General features: G+C 34.3%; 18 protein-coding genes and 1 other RNA gene. 8 read left to right on the plus strand and 11 right to left on the minus strand.

Translation table 11 applies throughout. From position 1 onward, the window contains the following. Nucleotides 1-6 precede the first annotated feature (6 nt). On the minus strand, nt 7-1,068 hold the full coding sequence (murG, locus tag ACEW8E_RS13700) for an undecaprenyldiphospho-muramoylpentapeptide beta-N-acetylglucosaminyltransferase (RefSeq protein ID WP_373480915.1): 1,062 nt from the start codon (nt 1,066-1,068) through the stop codon (nt 7-9). 74 nt (nt 1,069-1,142) lie between these two features. Between murG and ACEW8E_RS13705 the strand changes: the two genes are divergently transcribed. Next, entirely contained in the window at nt 1,143-1,643 is a 501-nt protein-coding gene (locus ACEW8E_RS13705; RefSeq protein ID WP_373480916.1) for an NADPH-dependent FMN reductase, read from the plus strand. A 92-nt stretch (nt 1,644-1,735) separates the two neighbouring features. Continuing rightward, a complete protein-coding gene (locus tag ACEW8E_RS13710; protein ID WP_373480917.1) occupies nt 1,736-1,918 on the plus strand; it encodes a hypothetical protein in 183 nt (60 codons plus the stop codon). Between the two features lie 19 nt (nt 1,919-1,937). Here the strand turns inward: ACEW8E_RS13710 and ffs are convergent. Further along, nucleotides 1,938-2,035, minus strand: an RNA gene (gene ffs / locus ACEW8E_RS13715) — signal recognition particle sRNA small type. Nucleotides 2,036-2,172: 137 nt separating this feature from the next. On the opposite strand from ffs, the gene petE reads away from it, so the two are divergent. Together petE and argF are read left to right on the plus strand one after the other, a co-directional pair. Then, entirely contained in the window at nt 2,173-2,544 is a 372-nt protein-coding gene (gene petE, locus ACEW8E_RS13720; protein ID WP_373480918.1) for a plastocyanin, read from the plus strand. 160 nt (nt 2,545-2,704) lie between these two features. Then, complete coding sequence (gene argF, locus ACEW8E_RS13725) at nt 2,705-3,628, plus strand: ornithine carbamoyltransferase (RefSeq protein WP_373480919.1); 924 nt, start codon at nt 2,705-2,707, stop codon at nt 3,626-3,628. A 188-nt stretch (nt 3,629-3,816) separates the two neighbouring features. Here the strand turns inward: argF and mutS are convergent, their stop codons facing one another. Next, a complete protein-coding gene (gene mutS / locus ACEW8E_RS13730; RefSeq protein ID WP_373480920.1) occupies nt 3,817-6,438 on the minus strand; it encodes a DNA mismatch repair protein MutS in 2,622 nt (873 codons plus the stop codon). 143 nt (nt 6,439-6,581) lie between these two features. Between mutS and ACEW8E_RS13735 the strand changes: the two genes are divergently transcribed. The 4 genes from ACEW8E_RS13735 to ACEW8E_RS13750 are packed head-to-tail and all read left to right on the plus strand — an operon-like array spanning nt 6,582 to nt 9,629. Further along, entirely contained in the window at nt 6,582-7,409 is an 828-nt protein-coding gene (locus tag ACEW8E_RS13735; RefSeq protein ID WP_373480921.1) for a site-specific DNA-methyltransferase, read from the plus strand. After that, entirely contained in the window at nt 7,406-7,594 is a 189-nt protein-coding gene (locus ACEW8E_RS13740) for a PmeII family type II restriction endonuclease (protein WP_373480922.1), read from the plus strand. The genes ACEW8E_RS13735 and ACEW8E_RS13740 overlap by 4 nt, the downstream gene beginning before the upstream one ends. Next, nucleotides 7,591-7,938 (plus strand): PmeII family type II restriction endonuclease, encoded by a 348-nt coding sequence (locus ACEW8E_RS13745; RefSeq protein WP_373480923.1) that lies wholly within the window; start codon nt 7,591-7,593, stop codon nt 7,936-7,938. The genes ACEW8E_RS13740 and ACEW8E_RS13745 overlap by 4 nt, the downstream gene beginning before the upstream one ends. Before the next feature lie 56 nt (nt 7,939-7,994). Then, the gene (locus ACEW8E_RS13750) at nt 7,995-9,629 is read left to right on the plus strand and encodes an ABC1 kinase family protein (RefSeq protein ID WP_373480924.1); all 1,635 of its coding nucleotides are present in this window, start codon (nt 7,995-7,997) and stop codon (nt 9,627-9,629) included. 403 nt (nt 9,630-10,032) lie between these two features. On the opposite strand, the gene ACEW8E_RS13755 is transcribed toward ACEW8E_RS13750, so the two are convergent. From ACEW8E_RS13755 to ACEW8E_RS13790, 8 genes are all read right to left on the minus strand, one after another. Further along, nucleotides 10,033-10,335: a hypothetical protein gene (locus ACEW8E_RS13755; RefSeq protein ID WP_373480925.1), complete on the minus strand. Its 303-nt coding sequence runs from the start codon at nt 10,333-10,335 to the stop codon at nt 10,033-10,035. A gap of 88 nt (nt 10,336-10,423) precedes the next feature. Next, nucleotides 10,424-12,904 carry an endonuclease MutS2 gene (locus tag ACEW8E_RS13760; RefSeq protein ID WP_373480926.1) on the minus strand — a complete coding sequence of 827 codons (2,481 nt, stop codon included), beginning with the start codon at nt 12,902-12,904 and terminating at the stop codon, nt 10,424-10,426. Between the two features lie 135 nt (nt 12,905-13,039). Further along, on the minus strand, nt 13,040-13,396 hold the full coding sequence (locus ACEW8E_RS13765; RefSeq protein ID WP_373480927.1) for a DUF1815 family protein: 357 nt from the start codon (nt 13,394-13,396) through the stop codon (nt 13,040-13,042). A 407-nt stretch (nt 13,397-13,803) separates the two neighbouring features. Further along, entirely contained in the window at nt 13,804-15,453 is a 1,650-nt protein-coding gene (locus ACEW8E_RS13770) for an NAD(P)H-quinone oxidoreductase subunit 4 (protein WP_373480928.1), read from the minus strand. 250 nt (nt 15,454-15,703) lie between these two features. Next, the gene (locus ACEW8E_RS13775) at nt 15,704-22,693 is read right to left on the minus strand and encodes an Hpt domain-containing protein (RefSeq protein ID WP_373480929.1); all 6,990 of its coding nucleotides are present in this window, start codon (nt 22,691-22,693) and stop codon (nt 15,704-15,706) included. Nucleotides 22,694-23,032: 339 nt separating this feature from the next. Further along, the gene (locus tag ACEW8E_RS13780) at nt 23,033-23,230 is read right to left on the minus strand and encodes a hypothetical protein (protein ID WP_373480930.1); all 198 of its coding nucleotides are present in this window, start codon (nt 23,228-23,230) and stop codon (nt 23,033-23,035) included. Further along, nucleotides 23,211-23,549, minus strand: coding sequence for a BrnT family toxin (locus tag ACEW8E_RS13785; protein ID WP_373480931.1), 339 nt, complete (start codon nt 23,547-23,549; stop codon nt 23,211-23,213). The genes ACEW8E_RS13780 and ACEW8E_RS13785 overlap by 20 nt, the downstream gene beginning before the upstream one ends. Before the next feature lie 17 nt (nt 23,550-23,566). Continuing rightward, complete coding sequence (locus ACEW8E_RS13790) at nt 23,567-26,926, minus strand: methyl-accepting chemotaxis protein (RefSeq protein ID WP_373480932.1); 3,360 nt, start codon at nt 26,924-26,926, stop codon at nt 23,567-23,569. Nucleotides 26,927-26,960: the final 34 nt, after the last annotated feature.

The raw sequence follows: 26,960 nt of genomic DNA on the forward strand, positions 1-26,960 counted from the left end.
TATCAGTTATCTTGATAATTTTTTAATAATATCTGCTAAAATTTTCGCACTATCTTTTAATGCTAAATCCCCAGCTTTTTCCCCCATATTTTTTAATTTATCGGAATTATTTAATAAATCTAATACTGTTTTTGTTAATAAATCTGCCGTTAATTTATCTTGTCTAAAAAGCAATGAAGCCCCGCCATTGACAAACTCTTGCCCGTTATAAAATTGATGATCTTCGGCGGCAAAAGGATAAGGTATTAATATAGAAGGAGTTTTTGTGATGGCTAATTCTGTTAATGTACCAGCACCAGATCTACTTATAGCTAGATTTGCCCTTTGTAGCAACCCTGCCATGTTATCATAAAAAGGCATTTCCAAATAATGATCATGGTGAAATGTCCCAACTTCTTCGTCTTGTTTTCCCGTTAAATGAACTATATAAGCCCCCGCTTCCAGTAAAAGAGGTGCAGACTGTCTTACTAATTTATTAAGCCCTAATGCCCCTTGTGAACCCCCTACAGCTACAATTAAAGGCATATCATCGGGGATACCTAATTCTAATGTTTGTGCTGATAAAAATTCTTCCCTCACAGGAGTGCTTATCCACTGAGTTTTAACTTTTGGTAAATATTTACTTGTGCCTGTAAAACCAATACCCACAACTTCACACCAACTGCCAAACAATTTAGTCACTTTCCCCGGTATATAGTTAGATTCATGTAAAATAACGGGAATTTTGGCTAATTTTGCTCCAATTATGGCAGGGGCAGCGATATATCCTCCCGTAGTAAAAACTATGTCAATTTTCTTTGATTTTATTAGTTGATAAGTTTTGGCGATCGCCGTAATCATTTTAAACATTACAAAGATAGTTTTAACACCGAAGCTAGTTTGAAAACCATCAATATCAACGGTAAATAAAGGGAAAGATTGAGGCACTAAAGAAGTTTCGAGACGATGAGGGACACCTAACCACGAGATGTTATAATCTGGTAATTGTTGAGCCACAGCTAAAGCAGGAAATAAATGCCCTCCTGTGCCACTGGCGGCGATTAATAAATTAGGATTGTTGACAGACACAATAATTAAGAAAAACGGGTTACGAAAGATCAATTATAATTTAAGTCTCATCAAAAAAACCATTAATTGCTACCATGAAAATTTCTATCCTTGTCGCTAGTAATAATCATAATCTCAAACTAGCACAACAACTCAATCAAATTGTCTCAGATATGGGACAAAACAGTCAAATTATTGATTTAGTAGAAGAAGATTTACCTCTTTATACTCCTAAATTTCAAGCAGAATATGGTATTCCAGAAAAAATAAAACTATTAGCAAAAACTATCATCGACACTGAAGGAATGATTTTTGTTGCACCAGAATACAACGGCAGTATTCCGCCCACCTTAAATAATGCCATCGCTTGGTTAAGTGTTAGTGGTGATGATTGGCGAGGATGTTTTAACGGTAAACCTGCAATAATCGCTACCTATAGCGGTGGTGGTGGGCAATATGTTTTACTAGCAATGCGGAATCAATTATCATATATCGGTATGAACGTAATTGGAAGACAAATTATCACTAACGGTAATAAACCCTTAAACATAGATTCAGCTAAAGAAATCGTTAAACAACTGATTAAATTTTCTTAAGGTAAAAACTAAAATATAAAAGAAAAAGACTAGAAAAATTAACTTAAACTGGTTTTAAAGAGATTTTTCTTCTTTTTCAAATGAAACAGATTATGAAAATAACTAACTATACAAATACGATATTAACGATTATTGCAGTGTGTTTAGTGTTAATAGTTATAGAATTAGGGAGTTTTATGCCTGTTAATGCTCGAAATTCAGTTTTGGAAGTCGATATAAGACAAGTGGGAGGCTCTAGTGTTTACCGAAATTTACCCGTAGAGATAGTAAAGTAACAACGAAGTGTAAATTTTGTGTGACCCCGAAGCCTACGCCCATCATAAGCATCTCTTATTGCTGCTACCTTCCAGTCCTGACAAGGTTTGAGCGTCACGATTGCATAAGTCCGAAGTCATTATCAATTATAACAGATAAAACTAGATCAATACAAGATTAAGAGCAAAAAAAAATTTTACCCCGAAAAATGACAACTGGTCAAAGTTAGTAGTAAAATAGGTGATAGAAAAAATAGAAAAAATTAATTAAAATCATGTCTAAAAAATTAGGTTTACTGTTATCCTCTTTACTGTTAGCTGTTACGATGATTTTCTCTGCTGTAAATCCAGCTTATGCTGAAACTGTAGAAATAAAAATGGGTGCAGATAGTGGAATGTTAGCATTTCAACCAGCGAAGGTAACTATTCAAGCAGGAGATACCGTAAAATGGGTAAATAATAAATTAGCACCTCATAACGTAGTTTTTGATAGCTCTGCAAAAAATGCCGATAAATTAAGTCATAAAGGTTTAGCTTTCGCTGCTGGAGAATCTTTTGAGGTTACATTTACCGAACCGGGAGAATATCCTTACTACTGTGAGCCTCATCGTGGTGCTGGAATGAATGGTACTATTACGGTACAATAATTCTATTAAATTTTTACGAAAATGTCTTAATCAATTAACAATTGACAATTAATAATGATGCACCTCTTTTCTCCTTTGTTAATTATTCCTCATCAATAGATTTGATGTGACTCAGGTTAAGTTAATATATGAAAATTATTTTAGAAATGATCTTTCATTTATGAGTAGTTTAACAGGTAGAGATTTATTAGGTATTGCCGATTTAAACAAAGAAGAAATCAACACGGTTTTAAATTTAGCTGCTGATTTGAAAAGTGGCAAACAACAATTTAATTCCAATAAAACTTTAGGATTATTATTTTATAAAGCCTCAACTCGCACCCGTGTATCTTTTAGCGTGGCAATGTATCAACTCGGTGGCAATGTTATTGACTTAAATCCTAGTCGCACTCAAGTAGGCAGAGGAGAACCTATAGAAGATACTGCCAGAGTTTTAGATCGTTATTTAGATATACTCGCAATTCGTACTTTTGCACAAGAAGATATACAAACTTTTGCAGATTTTAGTACTATTCCCATTATCAATGCCTTAACAGATTTAGAGCATCCCTGTCAAATTTTAGCGGATTTACAAACTATCAAAGAATCTTTTGGCACTTTAGACGGTATTACTATGACTTATTTAGGAGATGGCAATAATGTGGCACATTCTCTGTTATTAGGCGGTGTATTAATGGGGATGAATGTACGCATTGCTACTCCTGAAGGTTATTTACCAAATCCTGATATAGTCAAACAAGCTCAAGCCTTAGCAACGAAGCCTGAACAAGTTATAATTACTGATGACGCTCAAGCAGCCGTTGAAAATGCTCATGTTTTATATACAGATGTATGGGCAAGTATGGGACAAGAAGAAGAAACTGCGGCAAGAATCCCTATTTTTCAGCCTTATCAAATTAACCAAGAATTAGTAAATCTGGCAGATAAAGAAGCGATTATTTTACATTGTCTTCCTGCTTATCGAGAAAAAGAGATTACAGCAGAAGTAATGGAAGGTAAACAATCTCGTATATGGGATGAAGCTGAGAATAGAATGCACGCACAAAAGGCTTTAATGGCTTGTCTTTTAGGCTTAACTGATTAAGATTTTAATGTAGGGCGATACACCGCCCATAATTTTCCGTGTTAAGATTTTTTAACAAACTCAGATTTTAACTGCATTGCCCCAATACCTTGAACTTAGTCTATTTTAAAATTAATAAAATAATTAATAATCTTTGTTGCCCTTTGTTTTTGACTAATAAATACAATTAATTTTGCCTACTTACTCATTTATTCAAATATGTCTAATTGGCTCATTATTTCTTTTGTATTTTCTTCATGAGAAGGGGTTAATTTTTTGATATTTTTCCTTAATCCGATGGCAATTTTACTATGTTTTTCAATTTGACTCATTACTTGTTTTGCACGGTTTATTACTACTTTTGGTAAACCAGCTAATCTTCCTGCTTCGATGCCATAAGATTTATCAGCGCCTCCGGGTTTCACTTCATGGAGAAAGACAATATCATTTTCTAATTCTTTCACGGTTACTTGATAGTTAGCAACGTTGTCGAGAATAGAGGCTAATTCGTTTAATTCATGGTAATGAGTAGCGAAAATTGTACGACTTTGTATTTCAATAGCCAAATACTCTGCAACCGCCCAAGCAATAGAAAGTCCATCAAAAGTTGCTGTACCTCTACCTATTTCGTCTAGCAACACTAAAGATTTATTTGTGCCGTGATTCAAAATATTTGCAGTCTCATTCATTTCTACCATAAAAGTTGATTGCCCTGTACCAATATCATCCACCGCTCCTACTCTCGTAAATATGCGATCGCAAATACTTAATTTAGCACTTTGGGCTGGAATAAAACTCCCTATTTGTGCCATTAATTGAATCAATCCCACTTGACGCAAATAACAACTTTTACCACTAGCATTTGGTCCTGTTAATACTATTAAATCAGGCATTTTTTCCGAACCCAAATTAGTTGAGTTGGGAACAAACATCCCAAAACCTAATAATTTTTCTACCACAGGATGCCTTCCATTTTTTATGTTAATAACTCGATCATTACTAATCTCTGGTCGGTTATAATCTTGATAGACTGATAATTCTGCTAATCCACTTAACACATCCATCGCCGCAATAGCTCGTGCAACTTTTCTAATTTCTTCAGTTTTTTCTGCTAATAAAGAGCGTAAATTAACAAAGATTTCATATTCAAATTTGGCTAAGTCATCTTTAGCATTTAAAATACGATTTTCTTTTTCTTTTAACTCAGCAGTAATATATCTTTCTTCATTTAATAATGTTTGTTTACGTTGATAATTTTCAGGAGCAAATTCAGCTTTTGAGCGAGGCATACTGATATAATAACCGAAGGTTTTGTTATAACCCACCTTTAAATTACTAATACCCGTGCGTTGTCTTTCCGTCACTTCAAGATTTGCCAACCATTCTCTATCACCATCAATGAGTTTGCGCATATCGTCTAACTGCTGATTGACTGCTTCTCGAATAATTCCTCCTTCCTTGACGTGTTGGGGTGGAAATTCCACAATAGTATCTAAAACTTTTTTCCCTAACTCCTCTAACTCCGAAGGTACATTTTGCAAAGCCTGAAAATAGGGCGATTTACCTTCCTTTGCTAACTCCGCTAAATAGGTTAATTTCCCTAAAGAATCCCCTAAATTGAGTAATTCCTTCGGATTTGCCGTTCCAGCACCCACTCTCCCCGTTATTCTTTCTAAATCGTAGATACTCTTAAATAATTGCCTAATTTCTTCTCTTAACGGCAGATTTTCTATCAATTCGGCGATGGTATCTTGACGGACAATAATTCCCTGTTTACTGAGTAGTGGTTGCAATAACCACCGTCTCAAAGCTCTTGCCCCCATAGCAGTACAAGTTCTATCCAAAGCCCACAATAAAGAGCCATGAAAGGTGTTATCTCGCACTGTAGTTGTGATTTCGAGGTTTCGCCGTGTGGTGCTATCTAAGACTAAATAATCGCTAATATTATAAGTACGAATAAGTTGTAATGGTACTTGATTCGCTTTTTGGGTATCTTGCACATATTCTAACAATCCTCCTGCCGCACGAATGGCTAAGGGTAAATGCTCACAACCGACTCCTTCTAAGGATTTTAGATTAAATTCAATCAATAATTTCGGCTTGGCTTCGTTGATGTCAAAAGGTTTTTGCGATCGCAAAGAGTAACAAAAGCAATCAGGAAGAAACTCAGGCAAACTGTCAGATTTTTGACCCGGACGGAGTAAACTATTAATATCAGGAGCATTAACAGGAAAAAGTATCTCAGCAGGTTGTAAACGCAGTAATTCAGTCGATAAAGTGGTTAAATCCTTACTTTGAGTGGTAAAAAATTCCCCAGTGGAGATGTCTGCATAAGCCAAACCCCAATATTCTTTTGCTACTACCACCGCCGCTAAAAAGTTGTTACGTTTTGAGGGTAACATCTCATCATCGGTAATTGTACCCGGCGTTAATAACTTTGTTATCGCCCGTTTTACGATTCTTTTCTCCGCTGCCGCCGTAGCCGCATCCTCCACTTGATCACAGATTATCACTGCATAACCTTTTTCTACCAATTGTCGAGCATATCTGTCAAGGGCGTGGTGAGGTACACCTGTCATGGCAATTCTACCGATATTTTGCCCAGCTTCCTTACTGGTGATGACTAATTCTAACTCTTGAGAAATCGTCACCGCATCCTGAAAAAAGCACTCGAAAAAGTCACCTACCCGATAAAGTAGTAGAGAATTGGGATATTGCTCTTTTACTTCCACATAATGCTTATACATGGGAGTTAAATCTTCTCGATTTATGGGGCGATAATCCTCATGGGGGGCGTTTCTCGTGGCTTTTTGGGTGACAATCTCGCTCATTATGACAACATTTTACTAGGACTTCTGTTTTTATTATGATCGAAAATGATAATATTAATCAATATCATAGTTGTTTTCAGTATTAATAAATTGTCTAATAACACTGTTTATATTAATAATCAATTAAGTAATTAAATTAAAATATGTTAGAGGTAAAAACTGATATTTTCTTGGGAGATTGCAAAGATATTTTAAAACAATTACCTGATAATTCGATCAATTTAATTATAACTTCTCCTCCCTATGCAGATCAACGTAAAAATACTTATGGTGGTATTCATCCCAAAGATTATGTTGATTGGTTTTTGCCTATAAGTGAGGAATTATTGCGTGTTTTGCATCCTAGCGGTACATTTATTTTAAACATAAAAGAGAAAATTGTTGACGGAGAAAGAAGCACTTATGTTTTAGAATTAATTTTAGAATTAAAAAAACAAGGTTGGTTATGGACAGAAGAATTTGTATGGCATAAAAAGAATTGTTTTCCCGGAAAATGGTCAAATCGTTTTCGAGATGCGTGGGAAAGATTGCTACAATTTAACAAGCAAAAAAAATTTAATATGTATCAGGATGCGGTAAAAGTCCCCATTGGTGATTGGGCGACAGGGCGTTTAAAAAACCTGAGTGAAACCGATAAAATTCGTGATAATGCAAAAAATGGTAGTGGATTTGGCAAAAATGTCTCTAATTGGGTAGGAAAAGAAACCGTTTATCCCACGAATGTTATTCATTTAGCTACAGAATGCAGTAATAAAAATCATAGTGCGGCTTTTCCTGAGAGTTTGCCAGAGTGGTTTATTAAACTTTTTACCGAAGAAGGTGATACAGTTTTAGATCCTTTTGCAGGTTCAGGAACTACTCTAATGGTATCACAAAAATTGAAAAGAAATTCCATCGGTATTGAAATTTTGCCAGAATATTATGAAATGATTAAAGAAGAAATTATCCCCGTTAGTTATTTATTATTATGACTAATTTATTAAATAAAGAAGACATTATTAATTATGTTGAAAAAAATATAGATAAGTTTCATCAAAAAAGAATTGAAAAACTAGAACAGCTTAATCTTAAAACGATTTTAAAAAGAAAAAATTCCTATTTATACAAAGCAAAAAATATTTTAACAGCTAAAGATGTAGCCAAATCAAAAAGATGAAAGATAACTTTAAATCAGCAAAAAATATTTTAGAATCAGAAAATAAAGAGATTAAAGTAATCGCTATTAATGGTTGTTGTTATGGTATAGAAAATAACCCAGATAAAGGTGAATATTTAAAATATTGTGGAGAAGAATTTTGGGAATTTATTTCTAATAATGAAAATTTATATATTGATATTATTGAACCTTTAGGATATAAAGCAAAAGAAAAAAATGAAGCCTTTTTAATTGCTTACGCTAAAGTTATTAATAAATTTACCCTAAATTTTATGCAAGAATTTTGTGATGACGGGTTAATTAATTGGCAAAAAATTGTGGCGTTTAATTCTCAGAAATCTTAGAAATTAATTACATAAGCAACTAACATAAAGAAGAATTAATCATTAATTGTTGAACTATGTTTTCATTAACTAAAACCAGCTCACGACAAAGAGAAATCATCGAAATAGTTTTAGGCAACGGTTGGGATTATATGCGAGGCATTCTTACCGTTGGTAAATCTGATAAACCACAACTTCCTCCCCCTGAAGTATTTCGTAAAATTTTGGTACAGTTAGGCCCTTTTTACGTTAAATTTGGTCAATTATTAAGTACTCGTCCTGATTTATTACCACCACAATATATTGAAGCATTAACGGCTTTACAAGCTCAAGTTCCTCCTGTAGCATGGGGATTAATTGAACAGACTTTAAAAGAAGAACTTAATCAACCTTTAGATAAGATTTTTACCATTATTGATCGAAATCCCATTGCAGCAGGATCAATTGCTCAAATCCATCGTGGTACATTGATTACGGGGGAAGAAGTAGCCATCAAAGTTCAACGCCCAAATATTGATCGCATCGTCAATCAAGATGTTATTTTAATTAAAGGTATTGCGGAAATTATTGCGTTAACGGATTTTGGTAACGATTATGATTTTATTAATCTAGCCGATGATTTCACTAAAGCGGTATTAGCTGAGTTAGATTTTCGTCAAGAGGGAAATTTCACGGAAAAATTACGCTTGAATCTAAGTCAAAGTAGTTGGTTTGATACTGAACAATTAGTAATTCCTCAAATATACTGGCAATATACCACTAATAAAGTTTTATTTATGGAGTGGTTAGACGGTAAACCAATTTTATCCGCTAATATTCCTGATGCTAGTAATAAACGTCAAGAAGTAAGTACTCTCTTATTTAGATCTTTTTTTCAACAAATATTTATCGATGGTTTCTTTCATGCTGATCCTCATCCGGGTAATATTTTCTACCTAGATGACGATAAATTAGGTATTATTGATTGTGGCATGATTGGCAGACTTGATCCTCGTACTCAACAATTATTAACAGAAATGTTACTAGCTATCGTTGATATTGATGCCCAAAGATGCGCACAACTTACCCTTGAATTATCAGATAGTAACACAGCTAACACTAACTTATCTCAACTAGAAAATGATTATCAGAGAATGTTGAGAAAATATTATAATCTCAGTCTTTCTCAATTAAATTTTAGTGAAGTTTTTTACGAAGTCTTAGAAGTTGCTCGTAATAATAAAATTAAACTCCCCGGTAATATGGGATTATTTGCCAAAAGTTTAGCTAATTTAGAAGGTGTTGCTCGTCAATTTAACCCTAATATTAACCTCCTTGAAGAAATAAAACCTCTTATAACGGATCTTTTTCGTCGTCAATTTCTTGGAGATACTCCTTTTCAAACTCTTTTTAGGACTGTTTTAGACTTAAAATCTATTTCTTTGCGATCGCCCCGTCAAATAGATGTAATCTTAGATCGTTTAAGCTCAGAGACATTTTTGTGGAATATACGCATCAAAGAATTGGAAGGATTAAGGCGTAGTTTAAACGACTCAGCTAATCGATTATCTTTTAGTATTGTAGTCGGTTCATTAACTATTGGTGCAGCCATTATCTCTACAGGTGCAACTACAGGACAATTGATCCTATTAAGTAACATTCTTTTTGCCGTTGCCAGTTTACTAGGATTATGGTTAATTGTAAGTATTATCAGATCTGGAGGATTAAAATAATTGACAAGATATTAGGTATCAGGTGAAATGCAAACTATGAATCTCTAACAAATTTAATGGTTAATTCTTATAATTTTTATAGTGTGAATTTTATAAAGTTTATGGGGCGTTGGTGAATTAAAGTATGAATTAGAATAATTGAAGAAATAAATTAAACTTCTTTTGCGATGGTTAATCATGCAATGCCCAGAATGTAAATGCCAACATATACGTAAAAAGGGTAAAAATAAACAACATAAACAAAAATATATTTGTGTTTCTTGTTCTGGTCAATTTATTCTCGACTATGAGCAGTTTTATACACACTACATTACAGAGTGTATTTATTTTCGATCAATTCTATTTTAAAAGAAGGAATTATTAATGTTAGGGGCGATCGCCAGAATCGGACAAAGTCATAAAATTAATGATGATTATGATGATTCATAGGAGTAGAGTTTTGTTGTTCAACATTTAATCGAATTAAACTCATATCTTGCTTTCCGTAAGTCATTAAGCCCATAGTAATTTGTCCAAAAGCAAAAATTCCCATAGAAACTAATCCTACAGAAAAAACTCCCATAGGCACTAAACCGATGGAAATCACACCATGAGGAATTGCACCGATAGAAATTAAGCCGTGAGGTGAAATACCGATGCAAAATATAGCGTCATGGGGTGCAATGCCTATTTGAATCAGTTTTTTGTCTTTTAAAGTTAATTTCATTCAAGGTTGATTAGATAATTCAGATTTACCAAAATATACCCATTAAATGCTTTTTATGTCAAAAGACAAACTGTCAAATTTCACTGAACTATTTAAGTAAAACTAAAGTAACTCCTGCCCCCCCATCATTTTGCTTTGCGAGTTCAAACTTACTGACTTGAGGATGATTTTTTAAAAATTCATGAACTCCTGTGCGTAGGCTTCCTGTACCTTTACCGTGGATAATCCATAATGAGCCTATGTCGGTAGCATTAGCGATCGCTTTTTCTAACATAGGTTCGGCTAAATGTACTCGTTTCCCCCGAATATCGACAGTATTTTGAGAAGTTCGGATATTAATAACCTTAGACTCAGTTTTTTTTAGATTATCTTGTGGAGACGCTTGTTTATTAACCGTTACTTTCGTTTTTTCTGGAATAATTTTAACTTTTTCAAAGCGTTTGCCGTCTAAAGACTCTATATCAGTAAAGGGAATTACCATTTTCATGATACCGAAACGAGCGCTTAATTGTTCCATATCGTCATCTACTGTTAACACTTCTGCCGTTTGCCCGATACTCAAAATTCTGACTCTTTCCCCCACTTTTGGTTTATATTTTATTACTTTAACAGGATTTAAAAAACGATCAGCAATTTTGGTTAAAGTTTCCGTAGCTTGATGTGCGTCTTGAGCAGTGGGTTCACCTTTTTTCTGTAAACCCTTAATAACTTGAGCAATTTGGCTTTTAGCGTCAAATAATAATTTTTGTACCTCTTGTTCTTGTTTTAGCTTTAAATCTCTTTCTCTAGCTTGTAAAGAGAAGGCTTTTTCTTCCACTTGTTGATAAAATAACTCCGTTTTTGAGAGTAATTCTTCTGCTTGTTGATGTTTATTTTCCTGCTCACGACGTTGATTTTCTAGCGCTGAAATTAAATCATTAACATCATGGGAAAAACCTCCAACTAATTCTTGAGATTCAGCCACAATAGCCAAAGGTAAACCTAATCTTTGCGCAATGGTAATGGCATTTGAACGCCCCGGAATACCCCATAATAATCTATAAGTAGGCTGTAAAGTACTATCATCAAATTCCACCGAAGCATTTTCAAAACGGGAATCATTATATTTAAGACTCTTTAACTCTCCGTAGTGAGTTGTTGCGATGGTTAATAAATTATGTTGTGCTAAGTATTTTAATATAGCTATGGCGATCGCCGTTCCTTCACTAGGATCTGTACCAGCACCAACTTCATCTAACAATACAAGAGATCCCCCCGACTTGGCTCTTATAAAGGGGAGTTGAGTGGTATCAATTTCCGTTATTAAAGGAGTTTGGGAGGAATTAACATCATATAAAGCCTCAATAATGCGAATAATGCGACGAATATGCCCTGAGAAAGTAGATAAACTTTGCTCTAGGGATTGCTCATCACCAATATCAGCTAAAATACTCTTAAACCAAGGAATTTGGGCAGGATATTTAGCAGGAATATATAAACCTACTTTTGCCATTAGTGCCACAATACCGATGGTTTTCAAAGTGACGGTTTTACCTCCTGTATTTGGTCCTGTAATAGCTACAACCCTTGTTTCAGGGTTAATTAACACATCGATGGGGATAACTTCTTTTCCATCTTCTTGTTTTTCTTGCCATACTAACAAAGGATGCCGTAACTGTCTTAAAGAAATGCTTTCCCCGTCTTCAAAATCCACAAATTCTGGCGGATAACCATTTAACCAAATACTATAACGAGCTTTGGCGGTGGCTAAATCAAGAGATGTAGCGATGGCTAATAATTGTTCTAAATCTTGCCAAACTTCGGCGACTTTCTCCGTTAACTGCCGTAAAATCTTTTCTTCTTCTCGTTTCTCTTGATTTCGGCTAGTTTGTAACTTATTACCTAATTCGATAATAACTCTAGGCTCTAAATATAACGTCACGCCACTGGTAGAGGTATCATGAACTATACCTTGGATTTGTCCACTATGACTAGCTTTTAGCGGCAGCACAAAGCGATCGCCTCTTTGAGTAACCACTGGCTCTTGTAATGCGTTGCTATTTCTTTGAATAATACTTTGTAAAGTTTGCTGAATTTTATTTCTTAAAGCCTTTATTTTTTGACGAATTTCACCTAGTTGAGGACTTGCTCTTTCTGTGATTTCGCCACGATCATCTATACAATAGTGAATTTCTTGCTCTAATTCGGGAAAAGTCCTTAAATCATTAACTAATTCTTGAAGGGTTGGCGCATTTTCTTGTTCTTCAATTACTCGTCTTAATTTTCTTATTCCTGACAAAGTAGTGGCTAAATTTAACAACTCATCACCATTTAAAAATCCGCCAATTTTTGCTCTTTCAATGGATTCGCCAATATCATGAATACCATTAAAAGACCAATTAGAGTTAATATTCATTTCGATGTCACAAACTTCTTTAGTCTGTGCTAACAAATATTCTGTATCAGCTACAGATAAAGGTATGGTTAAGTGACTAGATGCCACAACACCCAATTTAGTAGCTGCAAAAGTGGAGAGATGTTGACATAATCTCTGCCATTCTAATAAGCGGAAAGTTTCTTCTTCTATCAAAGCTCAATACAATTAACGATGAACAATTAACAATTGAGAATAATCTCATATTATCGAAAAAAACTCATTACTTTTTGATGAATATCAGAGATAACTATCTTAAAAGTATTGTCAATTATCAATCATAGCTCAAAATTAGTGAACTAACATACTATGATCATAATTAGGAGATTTGCTGTCAACGGATTTGACTTGATATTTTACCAGATTAGCTAATTCTTCTAATTGACTGATAGCTTCTGCACCTTCTAACTTCATTAATTCTCTATCATCTTGCATTTCAGTCCAAGTAATACCATAATCAGATACGAGAAAGCGAATAAGGTGATTATCACCCAAGCTAACCATAAAGGAAGCACTTGTCAACTCCGTGCCACAAGTATAACAAGAAGCAATATAACCTCTTTTTTCCAAAACAATGGCTAATACTTGAAGATTCATCACTAAATCTTTAACAAATTCACGATACTGATGTGCTAATCGAATAAACATTGATTCCTCCTGATGACACCATGATAATCTTTGAGATTCTTAATATTTATTTAAGATTTTCTTTTTAGATTATATGATATATTTTTTCAAAAATGTAAAATTGCGTAAAATAGTTCTTTTAATAGCATATCCTAATTATTAAAATAGTGGATAATATCAAATAAGTTCTATATATAATTTTCCGTGAAGATAAGTTAAAAGGTGATGTTAGGCAAAAATATAATTAATTGTTCAGTTGAGGTGTCGGGTGTCAGGTGTTGAGTATTAGGTTAAAGAATGGACAAATAATATATCTTAACTGATTTTTTACTTTCAATTCTTTGATTGACAAATAAATGTCCGAGGGTATTAAACCTGAAACCTGAAACCTGCTACCTGAAACCTGAAATCTTCTGCATCGAAATGAGTTAATTGTTAATTGCCAATTTAGACTCTAAAGAAATAGAATTTGTTTGTGCAATTTCGAGATAGGATTGACGAATTTCGGCATTTACAGCTACCGTTTTCGCATCATAAAGTTGCGTGGCGAGTTTGGGATATAAACCCACGCTAAGAATTAAAGCTAAGAAACAAGCTGCAATGAATACTTCTCGTGGTTTTGCATCTTCGTAAATTGCTTCTCCGGGTAGAACACAGTTAGTTCCAAAACATACTGCAGGATCATTGTCAGGGTTTTCACTGATTTCCATAGTACCAATAGTACACATTTGAATTTTATCTGTACCGTAAAACAGTTGTCTTAACATCGAGAGTAAGTAAATGGGGGTAACAATTAAGCCCACGGCACTGAGAAATACTGTTGCTGTACGGAAGGTTGAATTATAAACATCACTATTACTAAAACCGACAAATACAGCTAATTCACTGACAAAACCACTCATACCGGGTAACGCTAAAGAAGCCATTACTCCGGCGGTAAATAATGCGAATACTTTAGGCATAGCTTTGCCGATGTCTCCCATTTCGTCTAAGAACATGGTATGAGTACGATCATAGGTAACTCCAGCAAGGAAGAATAATAAGGCGGCAATTAAACCATGAGAAAGCATTTGTAACATTGCTCCGCTAATGCCCAAGTCTGTAAAAGAAGCGATACCGATTAAGACAAAACCCATGTGAGACACAGAAGAATAAGCTAAACGACGTTTCATGTTAGTTTGACCAAAAGAGGCAAAACCGCCATAAACTATGTTTACAACCCCTAAAATCACTAACACGGGAGCGAAATAGACATGAGCTTCAGGTAATAATCCTAAATTGAGGCGAATTAAGCCATAACCGCCCATTTTTAGCAAAACTCCTGCTAATATCATCGACACAGGGGAGGATGCTTCACCGTGGGCATCAGGTAGCCATGTATGAAGGGGAAAAACCGCTAATTTGACACCAAAAGCAATTAATAAACCGCCGTAGAGTAAAACTTCTAAACCGATGGGATATTCTTTTAATCCTAAAGCCACCATATCGAAGGTAATTTCTCCACCGCCGTATAATGCCATTCCTAAACCAGCTATGAGGATGAAAATAGAAGCTAAGGCAGTATAAAGTAAGAATTTTGTGGCAGCGTAGCGTCTTTTTTGTCCACCCCAAATGGATACTAATAAATATACGGGAACTAATTCTAATTCCCACATGATAAATAATAATAAAATATCTTGAGCAACAAATACACCGATTTGTGCTGAATATAACAGTAACATTAAACAATAAAATAAACGTGGTTTACGATCTACTTGCCACGCTGAAAACATAGATAAAGTGGTAACTAAACCAGCTAAAAGTACTAAAGGCATGGATAAACCATCTACCGAAACACTCCAACTTAAGCCTAATTGGGGAATCCAAGAATATTGTTCGACAAGCTGTAAACTGGCGTTAGTTGTATCGTAATGTTGCCAGAAAACATAACACATTAACATAAAATCGATTAGTCCGACTCCTAAAGCATACCATCTTAAGGTTTTACCGTCTTTATCAGGCACAAAGGGAATTAAAAGTGCCGCAACAAGGGGGAAGGCGATTATAACGGTAAGCCAAGGAAATTGATCCGCTATCATACTCTTTCAATATAATATTTAATTTTTGGTGTAATAATTCTACTATATTTTGTTAACTTTTGTAAAAATACTAGACAATTAGTCGTTATTGTCTCAGTTCGATGCTTTGAATATCCGATTTAGCAAGGTTTCAGGTTTAATCCCCTTGCCTTTGCTCTACACCACCTTTACTTGATTAGTAATTATTCGCCTTGAAAAAGCGACTGCTGTCTGATACTATGCTTTGTGAGCAATGCCCACCTTTACTTGATTAGGCATTTACGAGAGATTTTTGATCGATTAAACTTTTAATGGATTGTAAGAATTTTTGTTCGATATATGGCTTGGTAAAATAAGCATTTGCACCTAAATGAGTAGCTAATTTACGATGTTTATCATTACTGCGAGAAGTTAACATTGCCACGGGAACTTTATTTAATTCAGGATAACGTCTTCTTTGTCCTAAAAATTCAAATCCGTTCATATTAGGCATTTCAATATCACAAATAACTAGACTTACTTGAGAATTTTGTTGTAGTTGATCTAATGCGTCTTTACCATCTTTAGCTTGAATGACTCGATAACCAGCTTTTTCTAAGGAAAGGGCTAGAGTTCGTCTCATTGCCGCACTATCATCTACTACCAAAACAGAAGCTATTTGAAAAGCATTGCTTAAAGAAGTTTCAGATATAGTACTGCCATTACCACCACTAAAGCCTTTACGGTTTATGGTTGTACGGGGTTGACTAGCTTCAAAGAAATTAACCAGTAAAATAGTGGTATTAATCACTGGAATTAATGTCCCATCACCTAAAATAGTACATCCATAAGTATAACTGGGGGCAGTTAATGCACTACCAAAAGGTTTAATGACTAATTCTTGTTCACTAACGAGATTATCTACTTCTATGGCAAATAATTCTTGTCCTAAACGCATTAATAATAAAGGTTTCAGCCATTCTTCAGGGGTAGGTAATGCTTCTAAGGCTTGACTTACGGAAGAATTTTCCGCTACATAACAACGATATTCTAATAAATCGATGAGAGGATAAATAGGTATAACTTTATCTTCATAATGCAAGAAGCGTTTATTACCAGAAGTTTTCAATTGATATTCTTCAGGTACAATAATTTCTTCGATGTTATCTGAGGGTAAAGCATAAAAATGAGCATCACTTGAGAGTATTAATAACTTATCAATGGTTAGAGTTAAAGGCAATCCCATGGTAAAAGTTGTACCTATACCCGGTTCAGAATCTACAGAAATTGTCCCTTTTAGCGATCGCAATTGAGAACGAACAATATCTAAACCGACACCACGTCCCGAAATTTCAGTAACAGAAGAAGCGGTGGAAAATCCGGGTTCAAAAATTAACTCCAGTAAATTCTCTTTATTAGTAACGGCTAATTGTTCAGGAGTGAGGAGTTTACGTTCAAGGGCTTTTTGTCCTATTTTATTAAGATTTAAACCGCCGCCATCATCTTTAATTTCAATAATAGTTTGATTTCCTTGATGATAAGCCTTAACCTCGATAATGCCTGTTTCTGATTTACCCCGTTGTTTACGAATTTCGGGAGTCTCAATACCATGATCAAAAGCGTTACGAATTAAATGCACTAAAGGATCATATAATTTCTCTAAAGCCGCCTTATCAACTAATACGCTTGTACCGTTTAATTTGAGATTAACTTTTTTGTTGTATTTTACTGATAAATCTCGAAGAACACGAGGAAAACGATTTAAAACTTCTCCTAAAGGTAACATTCTCGCCCACATCAACTCATCTCGAAGGCGGTTAAGCATTTGACGTTGAGTATCAACACTTTGTCCTGATTGTCCTGCAAATAAGGCAATATCGTCCACTGCTTCCTCTAATTGGATCATTTGTTCTATTAGACCTTCAATGACATAGTACATATTATCGTAACTATCCATTTCTAAGGAATCAAAAGCAGAAGTTAAACTAAACTCACTATCTTGAGATAAAATCAATGGAGAACTATTTTTGCCATTACGAGAACGAAATTTATCAGGAGAAGCCACCATTTTATCGGATAAATCTCGTAAATTATTAGCCATTTGTTGAAAACGAATAAATCTTTCTAATAACTCTTTAACGGAATTTTGTAGTTTATCATTTTGCAGAGACAGTCCATTACGGTTAATAGATAATTCCCCGATTAAATTATTCATTCTTTCAAGACGATCTAAATCAACTCTTACGCTTAAATTAGTTTTAGTAGATGTAGTCGTAGTCGTAACTTTAGGATCAATTTGAGGTTTTTTCTCAGAAACTTTTTTGACTCGTTTAGTAAAGCTACTTTTGATGTCTTCAGGAGATTTTAAACCGGGTAAATTTTGATATTCTACATTAATAGAAGTGATAATGTCATTGAGATTTTCTTGGGTGGTAAATTGTGGAGTATTTATTCCTTCTTGAATACTCATTAAAGTTTCTTTACCAAAATCAATCATACCTAGGGTAGTTGAGAAAGATTCTTCATTTTCTGACACTATTTTATCTTCAATAATGTTAGGGTTTTGAGTTTTTGGTGGATTTAAACCAGTAGTTTCAAAAGTCGATGAGATTAAATTATCTTCTTCTACATTTTCACTAGAGTTACTAAATACGTCTTCTAAAGATGGGGTAGCGTCATTTATTCCCACAGATTCTGATAATGATTCATTAGAAGGTAAATTTTCGGTTTCTTTTTTCTCCTCTTTATCAAAGATAGACATATCAACGCTAGAAAATACTTGACTCAGAGAAGGTAAAAATGTATTGTCTTCGTTTTCTTCATTTTCTTCCTCATCCTCTTTATCAAAGATAGACATATCTACACTAGAAAATACTTGACTCAGAGAAGGTAAAAATGTATTGTCTTCGTTTTCTTCATTTTCTTCCTCATCCTCTTTATCAAAAATGGACATATCTACACTAGAGAATACTTGACTTAAAGAAGGTAAAGCTGTATTGTCTTCGTTTTCTTCATTTTCTTCCTCATCCTCTTTATCAAAAATGGACATATCTACACTAGAGAATACTTGACTCAGAGAAGGTAAAAATGTATTGTTTTGCTCATCATCTTCTCTTTGTTGTTCTTCCATATCATCAATTACGGACATATCAACCTCAGAAAATACTTGACTCAAAGAAGGGATAAAGGTATTATCTTCGTTGTCTTCCTCTTCTAACGGTAATTCATTATAAGCAAAAACTTCATTTAAAGAAGGAATTGTATTTTGTTTATCCTCTTCTAAGGCTAATTCTGAGGCTTTAGCAAGGAGATTAATTTCTTCTTCACTAAATTCTGAAGCAAAAATATCTTCAATGTTAGGAATTTCGTCATTATCATCATCTTTCATCCCTTGATGAATTGCCTCTATTTGATCATCATCGAGATTAAAATTAAAGACATCATCTAAAGACGGTGTATTGGTTTGCGTTTCTTTATCTTCGGAAGTTATGGTGAAAATTTCGTCAGTGTTGGATTCTAAACTACTAAAAACATCTGTTAAGAATGGCAAATCATTATTATTATTTTCGTCAGTGTTGGATTCTAAACTACTAAAAACATTTGTTAAGAATGGCAAATCATTATTATTATCTTCTTCTAATTCTCCATAACTAATTTGCGCGGTAGCAAAACGTCTTAATTCATTACTGGGTTCTCCGCCTGTACTACGATTTCCTGCTAAAACTAAATTTCTAGCTTTTTCGGCATCTTGAATAATTACTTTGATAATGTCTAAACTCCTTGAAGGATTGTTTTCGATAGCCATTAAACCTAATTTGGCGATTTCCGCAAATCCGGGTAAAACTAACATTTCGCCAAAACCAGAAAATACTTCTAAAGTTGCTCGTAATTCTCCTGCTAAAGGTTGATTGGTGGGATTTTTTACCACATCTTTAAGTCTTTGTATTTCTTCGGCGACATCCACTTCAAACATTGATTGTACAATATCCACTCCTAAATCTGTAGAGGAAGGAATATAATCATCTGCACGACTAAGAGCAACACCTAGTTTAGTCTGAATTTTTTTCCATACTTCATCGGCAACCACTAAAGCAGATTCAGGGTTATAATTACCCGTTTCTATCTGTTGAGTTAAAGCATTGCGTAAACAGTCAAAACCTTCTAATATCCAGCTTTCTAATTCCGTATCAAGGTCAATAGTAACATCATAAAGAACTTTAAAAACATCTTCTAAGCGGTGAGAAATAGTTTTAATGGCTTCTAAACCAACACTAGCTGCACCACCTTTGAGAGAATGAGCCGCTCTCATAATTTCATGAATTTTAGCTATACTACGATCTTCTTTTAAGGTTAACAAGCCATTTTCAATAATTTCTAATAATTCTGGGGCTTCTTCCACAAAGAAATGATAGGCTTGATCTGTGGTATCTATAGGTTGTTCTATATTTACTTGAGGAGGTTTTTCTTGAGTTGTTTTCCCTGCTAAAGATAATAGCTCTGTACTAAGTTCACCGCCAGAAGCTCGATCTCCTTGTAATACTTGCTCTTTGGCTATTTCTAGGTTATTAATAAAGGCTTGAGTGATAGCATTGAGGTTGCTAGGATTAAGGGAAAAAGCATTAGCCGCAGTTTCACAAATAGCAGTAAATCCGGGTAATACTAACATTTCGCCAAAACCAGAAAATACTTCTATTTGCATTGATAAAATATCTTCTAATTCTGTTTGATTACCATTATCTAAAGTTGATTGAAGAGTGTTAATGCCTTCTGTTACATCTACTTCAAATATAGAGGTAGCAATATCAATGCCTAAATCCGCCGAAGAGGGTAAAAATTGTTCAGATTGTGCAATTTCTTCGCCATATTTACCTTCAAACATCTCCCAAAGTTCGTTGATGGTTTCTAATGCCGACTTTTCATCGAAATTTTCTCCTGATCTTCTAGCCATTAAAGGTTGACGTAATAAAGGATAAATCTCTCGTAAATATTCTTTATAGTTATCGTCAAGGGGTATATTTTCGTTAAATAAGGCTTTGAAACTTTTTTCCACTCGTAAGGCAATATTACCTAAATCTTCTAAACCAGCACTTCTTGCACCTCCTTTAAGGGAATGGGCAGCACGAGCTATCTCGTTAATTTCATTTATATCTCTAGTAATTAAAACACCTTCTAAACCGTTATCAATAATAGCGATTAAGTCCACTGCTTCTTCCATGAAAAACTCATAGGCTTGGGCTTGTAACTCTTTCTGTTGAGCTGAGTTACTGTCATTTTCTTCGTTAATATCTTCTTCTAAAATAAAGTTATCTACTAAGTAATTTAAGTCATGATAGGAGTTTTCTTGTTCATTTTCAGGGATAAAATTATCGGTTTTATCGGTTAAATAACTAAATTCAGAATTTGGAGCATCATTATTTAAGTTCATCATATCCCCAATTAAATCAGCAAAATCATCGGTTTCTTCCCGTAGGTCAAAATTCGCATTTTCTTGAATTAAGTCTCCAAATTCGAGGATTTCTGAGGGTTCTGCTTCATTTTCTGGGTATAGCTGTGATTCTGAAGAAATATCTCCCATTAAATCTGCAAATTCTAGTAATTGATTCGTTTCTTCTTCCTGATTAATTTCTTGATGGGATAAATTCTGTTGCTCTTGTGGAGCTATTTGTGTAAAATCAAGGGTTGATTCTTTCCTAGGGATGTCTGCTAATTCTTTTAATCTTTGTGATGGTTTACCCCCTTGAGTGCGATCGCCATTTAAAACTAAATTTCTTGCATTAGTAACGTCTTGAATTATAAGAGCAGTTATTTCTTGAATGTCTTGGGGATAATTATTAATAGCTAAGGAAGCGGCTTCGGCAATGTCTTTTAACCCTTTTAAATCGGTCATTTCACTAAACCCAACTAATATTTCTAGTTGTAAAATAACTTCTGATGGTAACTCTACAGAGGGTAAATTTTCTAAACTATTTTGTAGATGTTCAATAATTTGAGCTATATCTATTTCAAACAAAGACTGTACCATATCGATGCCTAAATCCGCCGAAGATGGTAAATAATCGTTATTTTGAATATGTCCTAATTTTTGTTTTAATTTATCCCAAGTAACCGAAGCATTTTCTTCCCATACTATTTGATAACTTCCTCTGTCAATTTGTTCGTTAAGGGCATTTTTTAAACAATCAAATCCTTCTAATAAATAAGTTTCTAATTCATCATCCACAATCACACTCTCATCAAATAACGCTTTTAAATAATCTTCTAATTGATGAGATATATTTTTTATTCCATCTAAACCAACACTAGCCGCCCCTCCTTTGATAGAATGAGCAGAACGCATCATATCATTTACCCTAGAAATACTTTTATCTTCTTTTACTGACAATAAACCACTTTCAAGGTTATGTAATAAATCGGGTACTTCTGCTAAAAAGAATTGATAGCTAGGATCTTCTATATTAAAGGTAATCTGATAGTTTTGAGTTAATTGTTCAATGAGATTAAGTTCAACTTGTGCGCTGGTATCTTCTGCTAAAGTTAGTAAACCTGAGCAAGGACTTCCTCCTTCTTTGCGATCGCCTCGTGCCACTAATTCTCTACTATTTTCTAAATCCTGAATCAATAAAGTAGCAATAGTTACAGCTTTATCTGGATGTTTGTGTAAGGCTTGTTGAGTAATACTGGTGAGCAAAGAAAAACCAGAAAGATTGACTAATTCACTTAAACCGAGGAGAATATCTACGGATTCTCGTAATTCTTGTTCAGGCTCGAAACTTTCAGGAGAAGCCACAACACCTTTTAAACGGCGGACTTCCCCTGCAACATCAACTTCAAAAAGAGAAGCCACAATATCAATACCTAAATCTTCGGAAGAAGGAAGATAATTTTGTACTTGTTTAAGGGCATTACCTAGTTTGAATTCTAATTTTTCCCATACTTTATTTGCCCTATTTTCTGACTCTTTACGATCAAAATTTCCCGTATCTATTTGTTGTGTTAAAGGTATTGCTAAACAATCATAACCTTCTAAAAATAAATTTTCTAACTCTGTGTCGATAACTAAATCTTCGTTATAAAGTGCTTTGAAATAATCTTCTAATTGATGAGCAATATCTTTAATCCCTTTTAAACCAACACTAGCGGAACTATCTTTTATGGAGTGAGTAGATCGAATCATACCATCAATTTTAGCTTGTTTGAGATTCAACAAACCATTTTCAATTTCTTGTAATAATTCAGGTACTTCGTCAATAAATAGTTGATATGCTTGATTTAGTGGATTCATGACTCAAGTTAGTGGTAGGTTTAAGATTATTGCAGTTTGCCTTTAATACTCTTTATTGTAACAATTTATTTGATCAGCAAAAGATTATATTTATACATTTTAATCTAGTTTCCATGTATTTTTAGGATATTTAATTTTAAGTTAGGGAAAAAATATTATTTTGTGATGAGTGAAAATTTAACCAAGGAGGAAGATTGATCAAATTAGTTAAATGAAAGTAATTTAAGTTATGCTAACTCCAAAAAGAGTAATTTAAGTTATGGATATTTAACGGGTAGTAACTTAACAGAAACTATGATTTTCTCACGAAAGATCCTGTTAAACCTGATTAATTATCAATTAAGTTTTAGTACAAGATCTCAATCTCAATTTTTCACCTTTAGAATAATTGACTAATTGGGCATTTTTGAAGAAATTATCATCTAATTCTGGTATATCAGAATAATCGATGTCTTCATCTCTTATAGCCATTATCTCTTTTATTCTTTCTGGAGTTTTGGGGAGAATATCTTTTCTTTTAACGGTAATAATTGTCATATATATTTTTCTCTTTTTTGTTTGCTTTTCTAGCTGATATTATTCTAACTTTTTTCTCCCTTTGAGTATAGACAATCGAATAAATTACAGCTATTTCATCTCTACCGATTCCTATTAGCCTAATTTCTCCATAATTAAATCTGTTATCAACTCTTGTAACCATGGGATAATCAAAGACTTCGATAACATCCTCAAAGCTAATCCCATGTTTTTCTTGATTTTTGATATTTTTTTGATCATCCCATTCAAACTCATCAACTTGTGCATATCCAGTTATGATAAGTACAGATTTTTTTTCTAGGAATCTAATAAACCCCAAGGTTGGGGATTGAGAGACTAACTTACTTTAAACTGAGCAACGTTAGATTCTAAAGTACGAGCTACTTGTTGTAATTCGACAAAAGAATCAGATAATTGTGCCACGGAGGCGGTAGTTTTTTCAGCAATTTTAGCTACATCTGCCATTTTAACCGTTACTTCTTGAGAATTTTCTGATTGCTCAAAAGCAGCTGCAGCAATGGCTTCTACTAATTCATTAATTTGAGTAGTAGCTGCCGCAATTTGGTTTAAACTTTGACGAGTTTCTTCCACTAATTTACTACCCTCAATTACTTGTTCGCTACCTTCTTCCATTGCTATGACAACAACTTTAGTTTCGTTCAAGATTTCATTAACCAGTTTTTCAATGTCACCAGTTGCTTGAGCGGATTGGGTTGCTAAAGCCCTTACCTCTTCTGCAATTACCGCAAAACCAGTACCTTGTTCTCCTGCTCGTGCTGCTTCAATGGAGGCTTTTAACGCTAAAAGGTGAGTTTGAGCGGCAAATCTGCTGATAAGTCCCACTACGGTGGAAATATTTTGAGTCGTTTCTCCTAACTTTTTAACTTGCCCAGAGGCTTGTTGTACGGTAGAACGAATTTCCATGATGGATTTTACGGTACGATTCATGGCTGAGTCTCCTGTTTCCACGCTTTCTTGAGCTTTTTGGAGGGCTTCTTCTGCTAATTCTGCATTTTCGGCTACAAGGTTACTAGAACGACTCATCTGCTTAACAGTTAAAATTGCTTCAGAAATATTAGTTACTTGTTCTTGAATTTCTTCTTGTAAAACTTTGACATCATTTTCGTTAGTAATGGTGGTTTGAGCTACTTCTAAAGCGGCGATTTGTACTTGAGATACAATTTTTCTTAAACTTTCAATGGTGGCATTATAAGAGTCAGCAATAGTACCAATTTCATCTTCTGTTACCGTAGCACGAATGGTTAAATCACCACTAGATACTGGATCAACTTGCATCAATAGTTCTAATGCTCGTCTTTGGAGTAATTCTTTTCCTTCTCGTTGTACTTGTTCGGAGTTTAGTTGTAGTTCAAGAAGTTTTACCCTTTCAATACTTAAACCGACTTGGGTAGATAATTGACTATATAATTCAATTTCTTTGGCGTCCCAGTTACGCACATCATAACATTGATGACAGATTAACAAGCCGATAAGTTTACGGTTAACCAAAATTGGTGCTACTAAATTTGCTCTAACGGCAAAAGGTTCTAATTGTTTGATATGACAAGGGGTTAAACCAGCTTTATAAATATCGGGAGTAGCTTGAACTCTACCTTGTGTATATTTTTCTACATATCTATCAGCAAAACAAGGATCTGCAATGGTTGCACCGATAGCTTTAGGACAATTTAACGCTACAGATTCAGCAATAATAGTACCTTTCCAATTTTCATCAAACTCATAGACAATAGTGCGATCGCATTTTAAAGCTGAACGAATTTCTGTCACGGCGGAATCTAATACTTGTTGTCGATTTAAACTAGCTGCTAGAGAAAGAGTAATTTCTTTGAGTTGTTCAGCCCTTGTGGCCGCTGACATTTGCTCTTTAAGGATATTTACCCTATCTAAAATTACCCCAAAACGTAAGGCAATTTGACCTAAAAAGGCAATTTCTTTTTCTTCCCATTGGTGATGACGACGGCAATGATGGGCGATTAATAATGCAAATAATTGTCCTTGAGTTACAATAGGGACGACTAAATTGGATTTAATTTTCAAACGGTGCATTAAGTCTTCATGTTCGGGAGCAAATCCTGCGGTATAAACGTTTTCTGTGGGTACAACTCGCCCGTTAATATAAGCCTGTCTTAATTCTGAAGGAATACAGGGATCGTTGATATTTTCATTCAACGCACTAGGTAAATCTAAATCTCCTGCTTCGTTGCTAATATAACCACTCCAGTCTGGTTTAAAACGGTAAATAACAAGGCGATCAATTTCTAAAATTTCTTTAGCTTTGGGTAATGCTCGATCAAAAACTTTATTAACATCATTCTCATCAAGAGTAGTTGTACTTGTAATATCTTGAAAAAGACTGATTTTAGTTGAATCTAAGGTTAAAATAGATTCGGTTTGTTCAATATTTTCGGCTAAATAGTTAAAAGTATCAGCTAATTTACCAATTTCATCTTTTCCTCTAATATTAGAACGAAGACGATAATTTCCTTGGGCAAATTTTTCTGCGGTAATTTGTAAAGATTCAATGGGAGTCGCAATGACTTTCCCTAAAACTAAAATTAGAAATATATTGACAATCAATACTAGAACAGCCGTTTGTCCTTGAGCCGTTAAACTGCGGGAGATAATTTCATTGAGTTTTGCCTCTGATGTGCCTCGTACTAGAATAGCAATGGGTTCGTTATTAAAGTTATTAATAGTTTGAGCCGTCAGGGTATAAATAGCATCATGAACTTGAGATCGAGCTGAAACAATTTCCCCTGAATTTTTAACTGCTTGTTTTAAAAGATTTTCATCGGTTAAGGCTTCGTTAGTACCCTCGTCAGTCTCGTGTAAAGAAGAAGCGACAATAAATTTATCTCCTAAAACTTTATAAATAGCGGTATAACCTCCACCAAATTCTTTAGCAGTTTGTTCAACGATGGTATATTTTTGATTGACTACATCTCCAGAGACTAAAACCCCGATCACTTCTTGGGTATCAGGATTAAATACGGGAGTAAAAGTATAACGAATGAGAACAGGTTGTCCTTTAGGTAATTTCGGTAAAATCGGCGGTGATTCTCTTTTTAAATCATCCCATGAAGCGATTTCTGTGATTTTTATTTGTTCAGGATTATTAATCACTTCAGATACTAAACCTTGAGGATCAAAAGACTCTCCTGTGCGATCTCGATTACTATTTACAATAATTTTTTTATCTCTACCCACTAAAGTAGAATATTCAATATCACGGGCTTTAATTTCGTTTTGCAGAATTTGTCTAACAATACCTCGTTGTTGAGGTGTTAAAGTACCGCCATTAAATTTAGTTAAGGCAGCGTTGATAATGGCAATATTATCAGATTGTCCACGAAAACCGAAACCCATCTGATTAACTTTGATGCTGTAATTAATTTTAGTAGCTTCCAATTCTGAAGTCGATTGGTTAATAAGTTGCTCCCTACCGCCTTGAATAACCTGATTTACCCCTACGGCTAATAATGCAACAATGGAGATAGTTTGAGCCGTTAATAATACTACGAGTTGTTTTTTGCGTATAGAAAGGTTATAAAACCATGTAACTGTTGGAAGTTGTTGTGGAGTATTCTGTTTTTCTTCCTCTATATTAAGAGAAGGTTGTTCTACATAAGAATTTTGCGAAAGGTTTAGTTTTGGTTTTTCTGGTGCTTGTGTCATGGTAATAAGTGATAATTAGTAATTAGTAATTTTG

This window comes from Geminocystis sp. (genome assembly GCF_041753295.1).
GTDB lineage: Bacteria > Cyanobacteriota > Cyanobacteriia > Cyanobacteriales > Cyanobacteriaceae > Geminocystis.

Coding starts and splice junctions, on each gene's coding strand:
- ACEW8E_RS13705 (WP_373480916.1), top strand. CDS start 1,143: ATGAAAATTTCTATCCTTGTCGCTAGTAATAATCATAATCTCAAACTA.
- ACEW8E_RS13710 (WP_373480917.1), top strand. CDS start 1,736: ATGAAAATAACTAACTATACAAATACGATATTAACGATTATTGCAGTG.
- petE (WP_373480918.1), top strand. CDS start 2,173: ATGTCTAAAAAATTAGGTTTACTGTTATCCTCTTTACTGTTAGCTGTT.
- argF (WP_373480919.1), top strand. CDS start 2,705: ATGAGTAGTTTAACAGGTAGAGATTTATTAGGTATTGCCGATTTAAAC.
- mutS (WP_373480920.1), bottom strand. CDS start 6,438: ATGAGCGAGATTGTCACCCAAAAAGCCACGAGAAACGCCCCCCATGAG.
- ACEW8E_RS13735 (WP_373480921.1), top strand. CDS start 6,582: ATGTTAGAGGTAAAAACTGATATTTTCTTGGGAGATTGCAAAGATATT.
- ACEW8E_RS13740 (WP_373480922.1), top strand. CDS start 7,406: ATGACTAATTTATTAAATAAAGAAGACATTATTAATTATGTTGAAAAA.
- ACEW8E_RS13745 (WP_373480923.1), top strand. CDS start 7,591: ATGAAAGATAACTTTAAATCAGCAAAAAATATTTTAGAATCAGAAAAT.
- ACEW8E_RS13750 (WP_373480924.1), top strand. CDS start 7,995: ATGTTTTCATTAACTAAAACCAGCTCACGACAAAGAGAAATCATCGAA.
- ACEW8E_RS13755 (WP_373480925.1), bottom strand. CDS start 10,335: ATGAAATTAACTTTAAAAGACAAAAAACTGATTCAAATAGGCATTGCA.
- ACEW8E_RS13765 (WP_373480927.1), bottom strand. CDS start 13,396: ATGTTTATTCGATTAGCACATCAGTATCGTGAATTTGTTAAAGATTTA.
- ACEW8E_RS13770 (WP_373480928.1), bottom strand. CDS start 15,453: ATGATAGCGGATCAATTTCCTTGGCTTACCGTTATAATCGCCTTCCCC.
- ACEW8E_RS13775 (WP_373480929.1), bottom strand. CDS start 22,693: ATGAATCCACTAAATCAAGCATATCAACTATTTATTGACGAAGTACCT.
- ACEW8E_RS13780 (WP_373480930.1), bottom strand. CDS start 23,230: ATGACAATTATTACCGTTAAAAGAAAAGATATTCTCCCCAAAACTCCA.
- ACEW8E_RS13790 (WP_373480932.1), bottom strand. CDS start 26,926: ATGACACAAGCACCAGAAAAACCAAAACTAAACCTTTCGCAAAATTCT.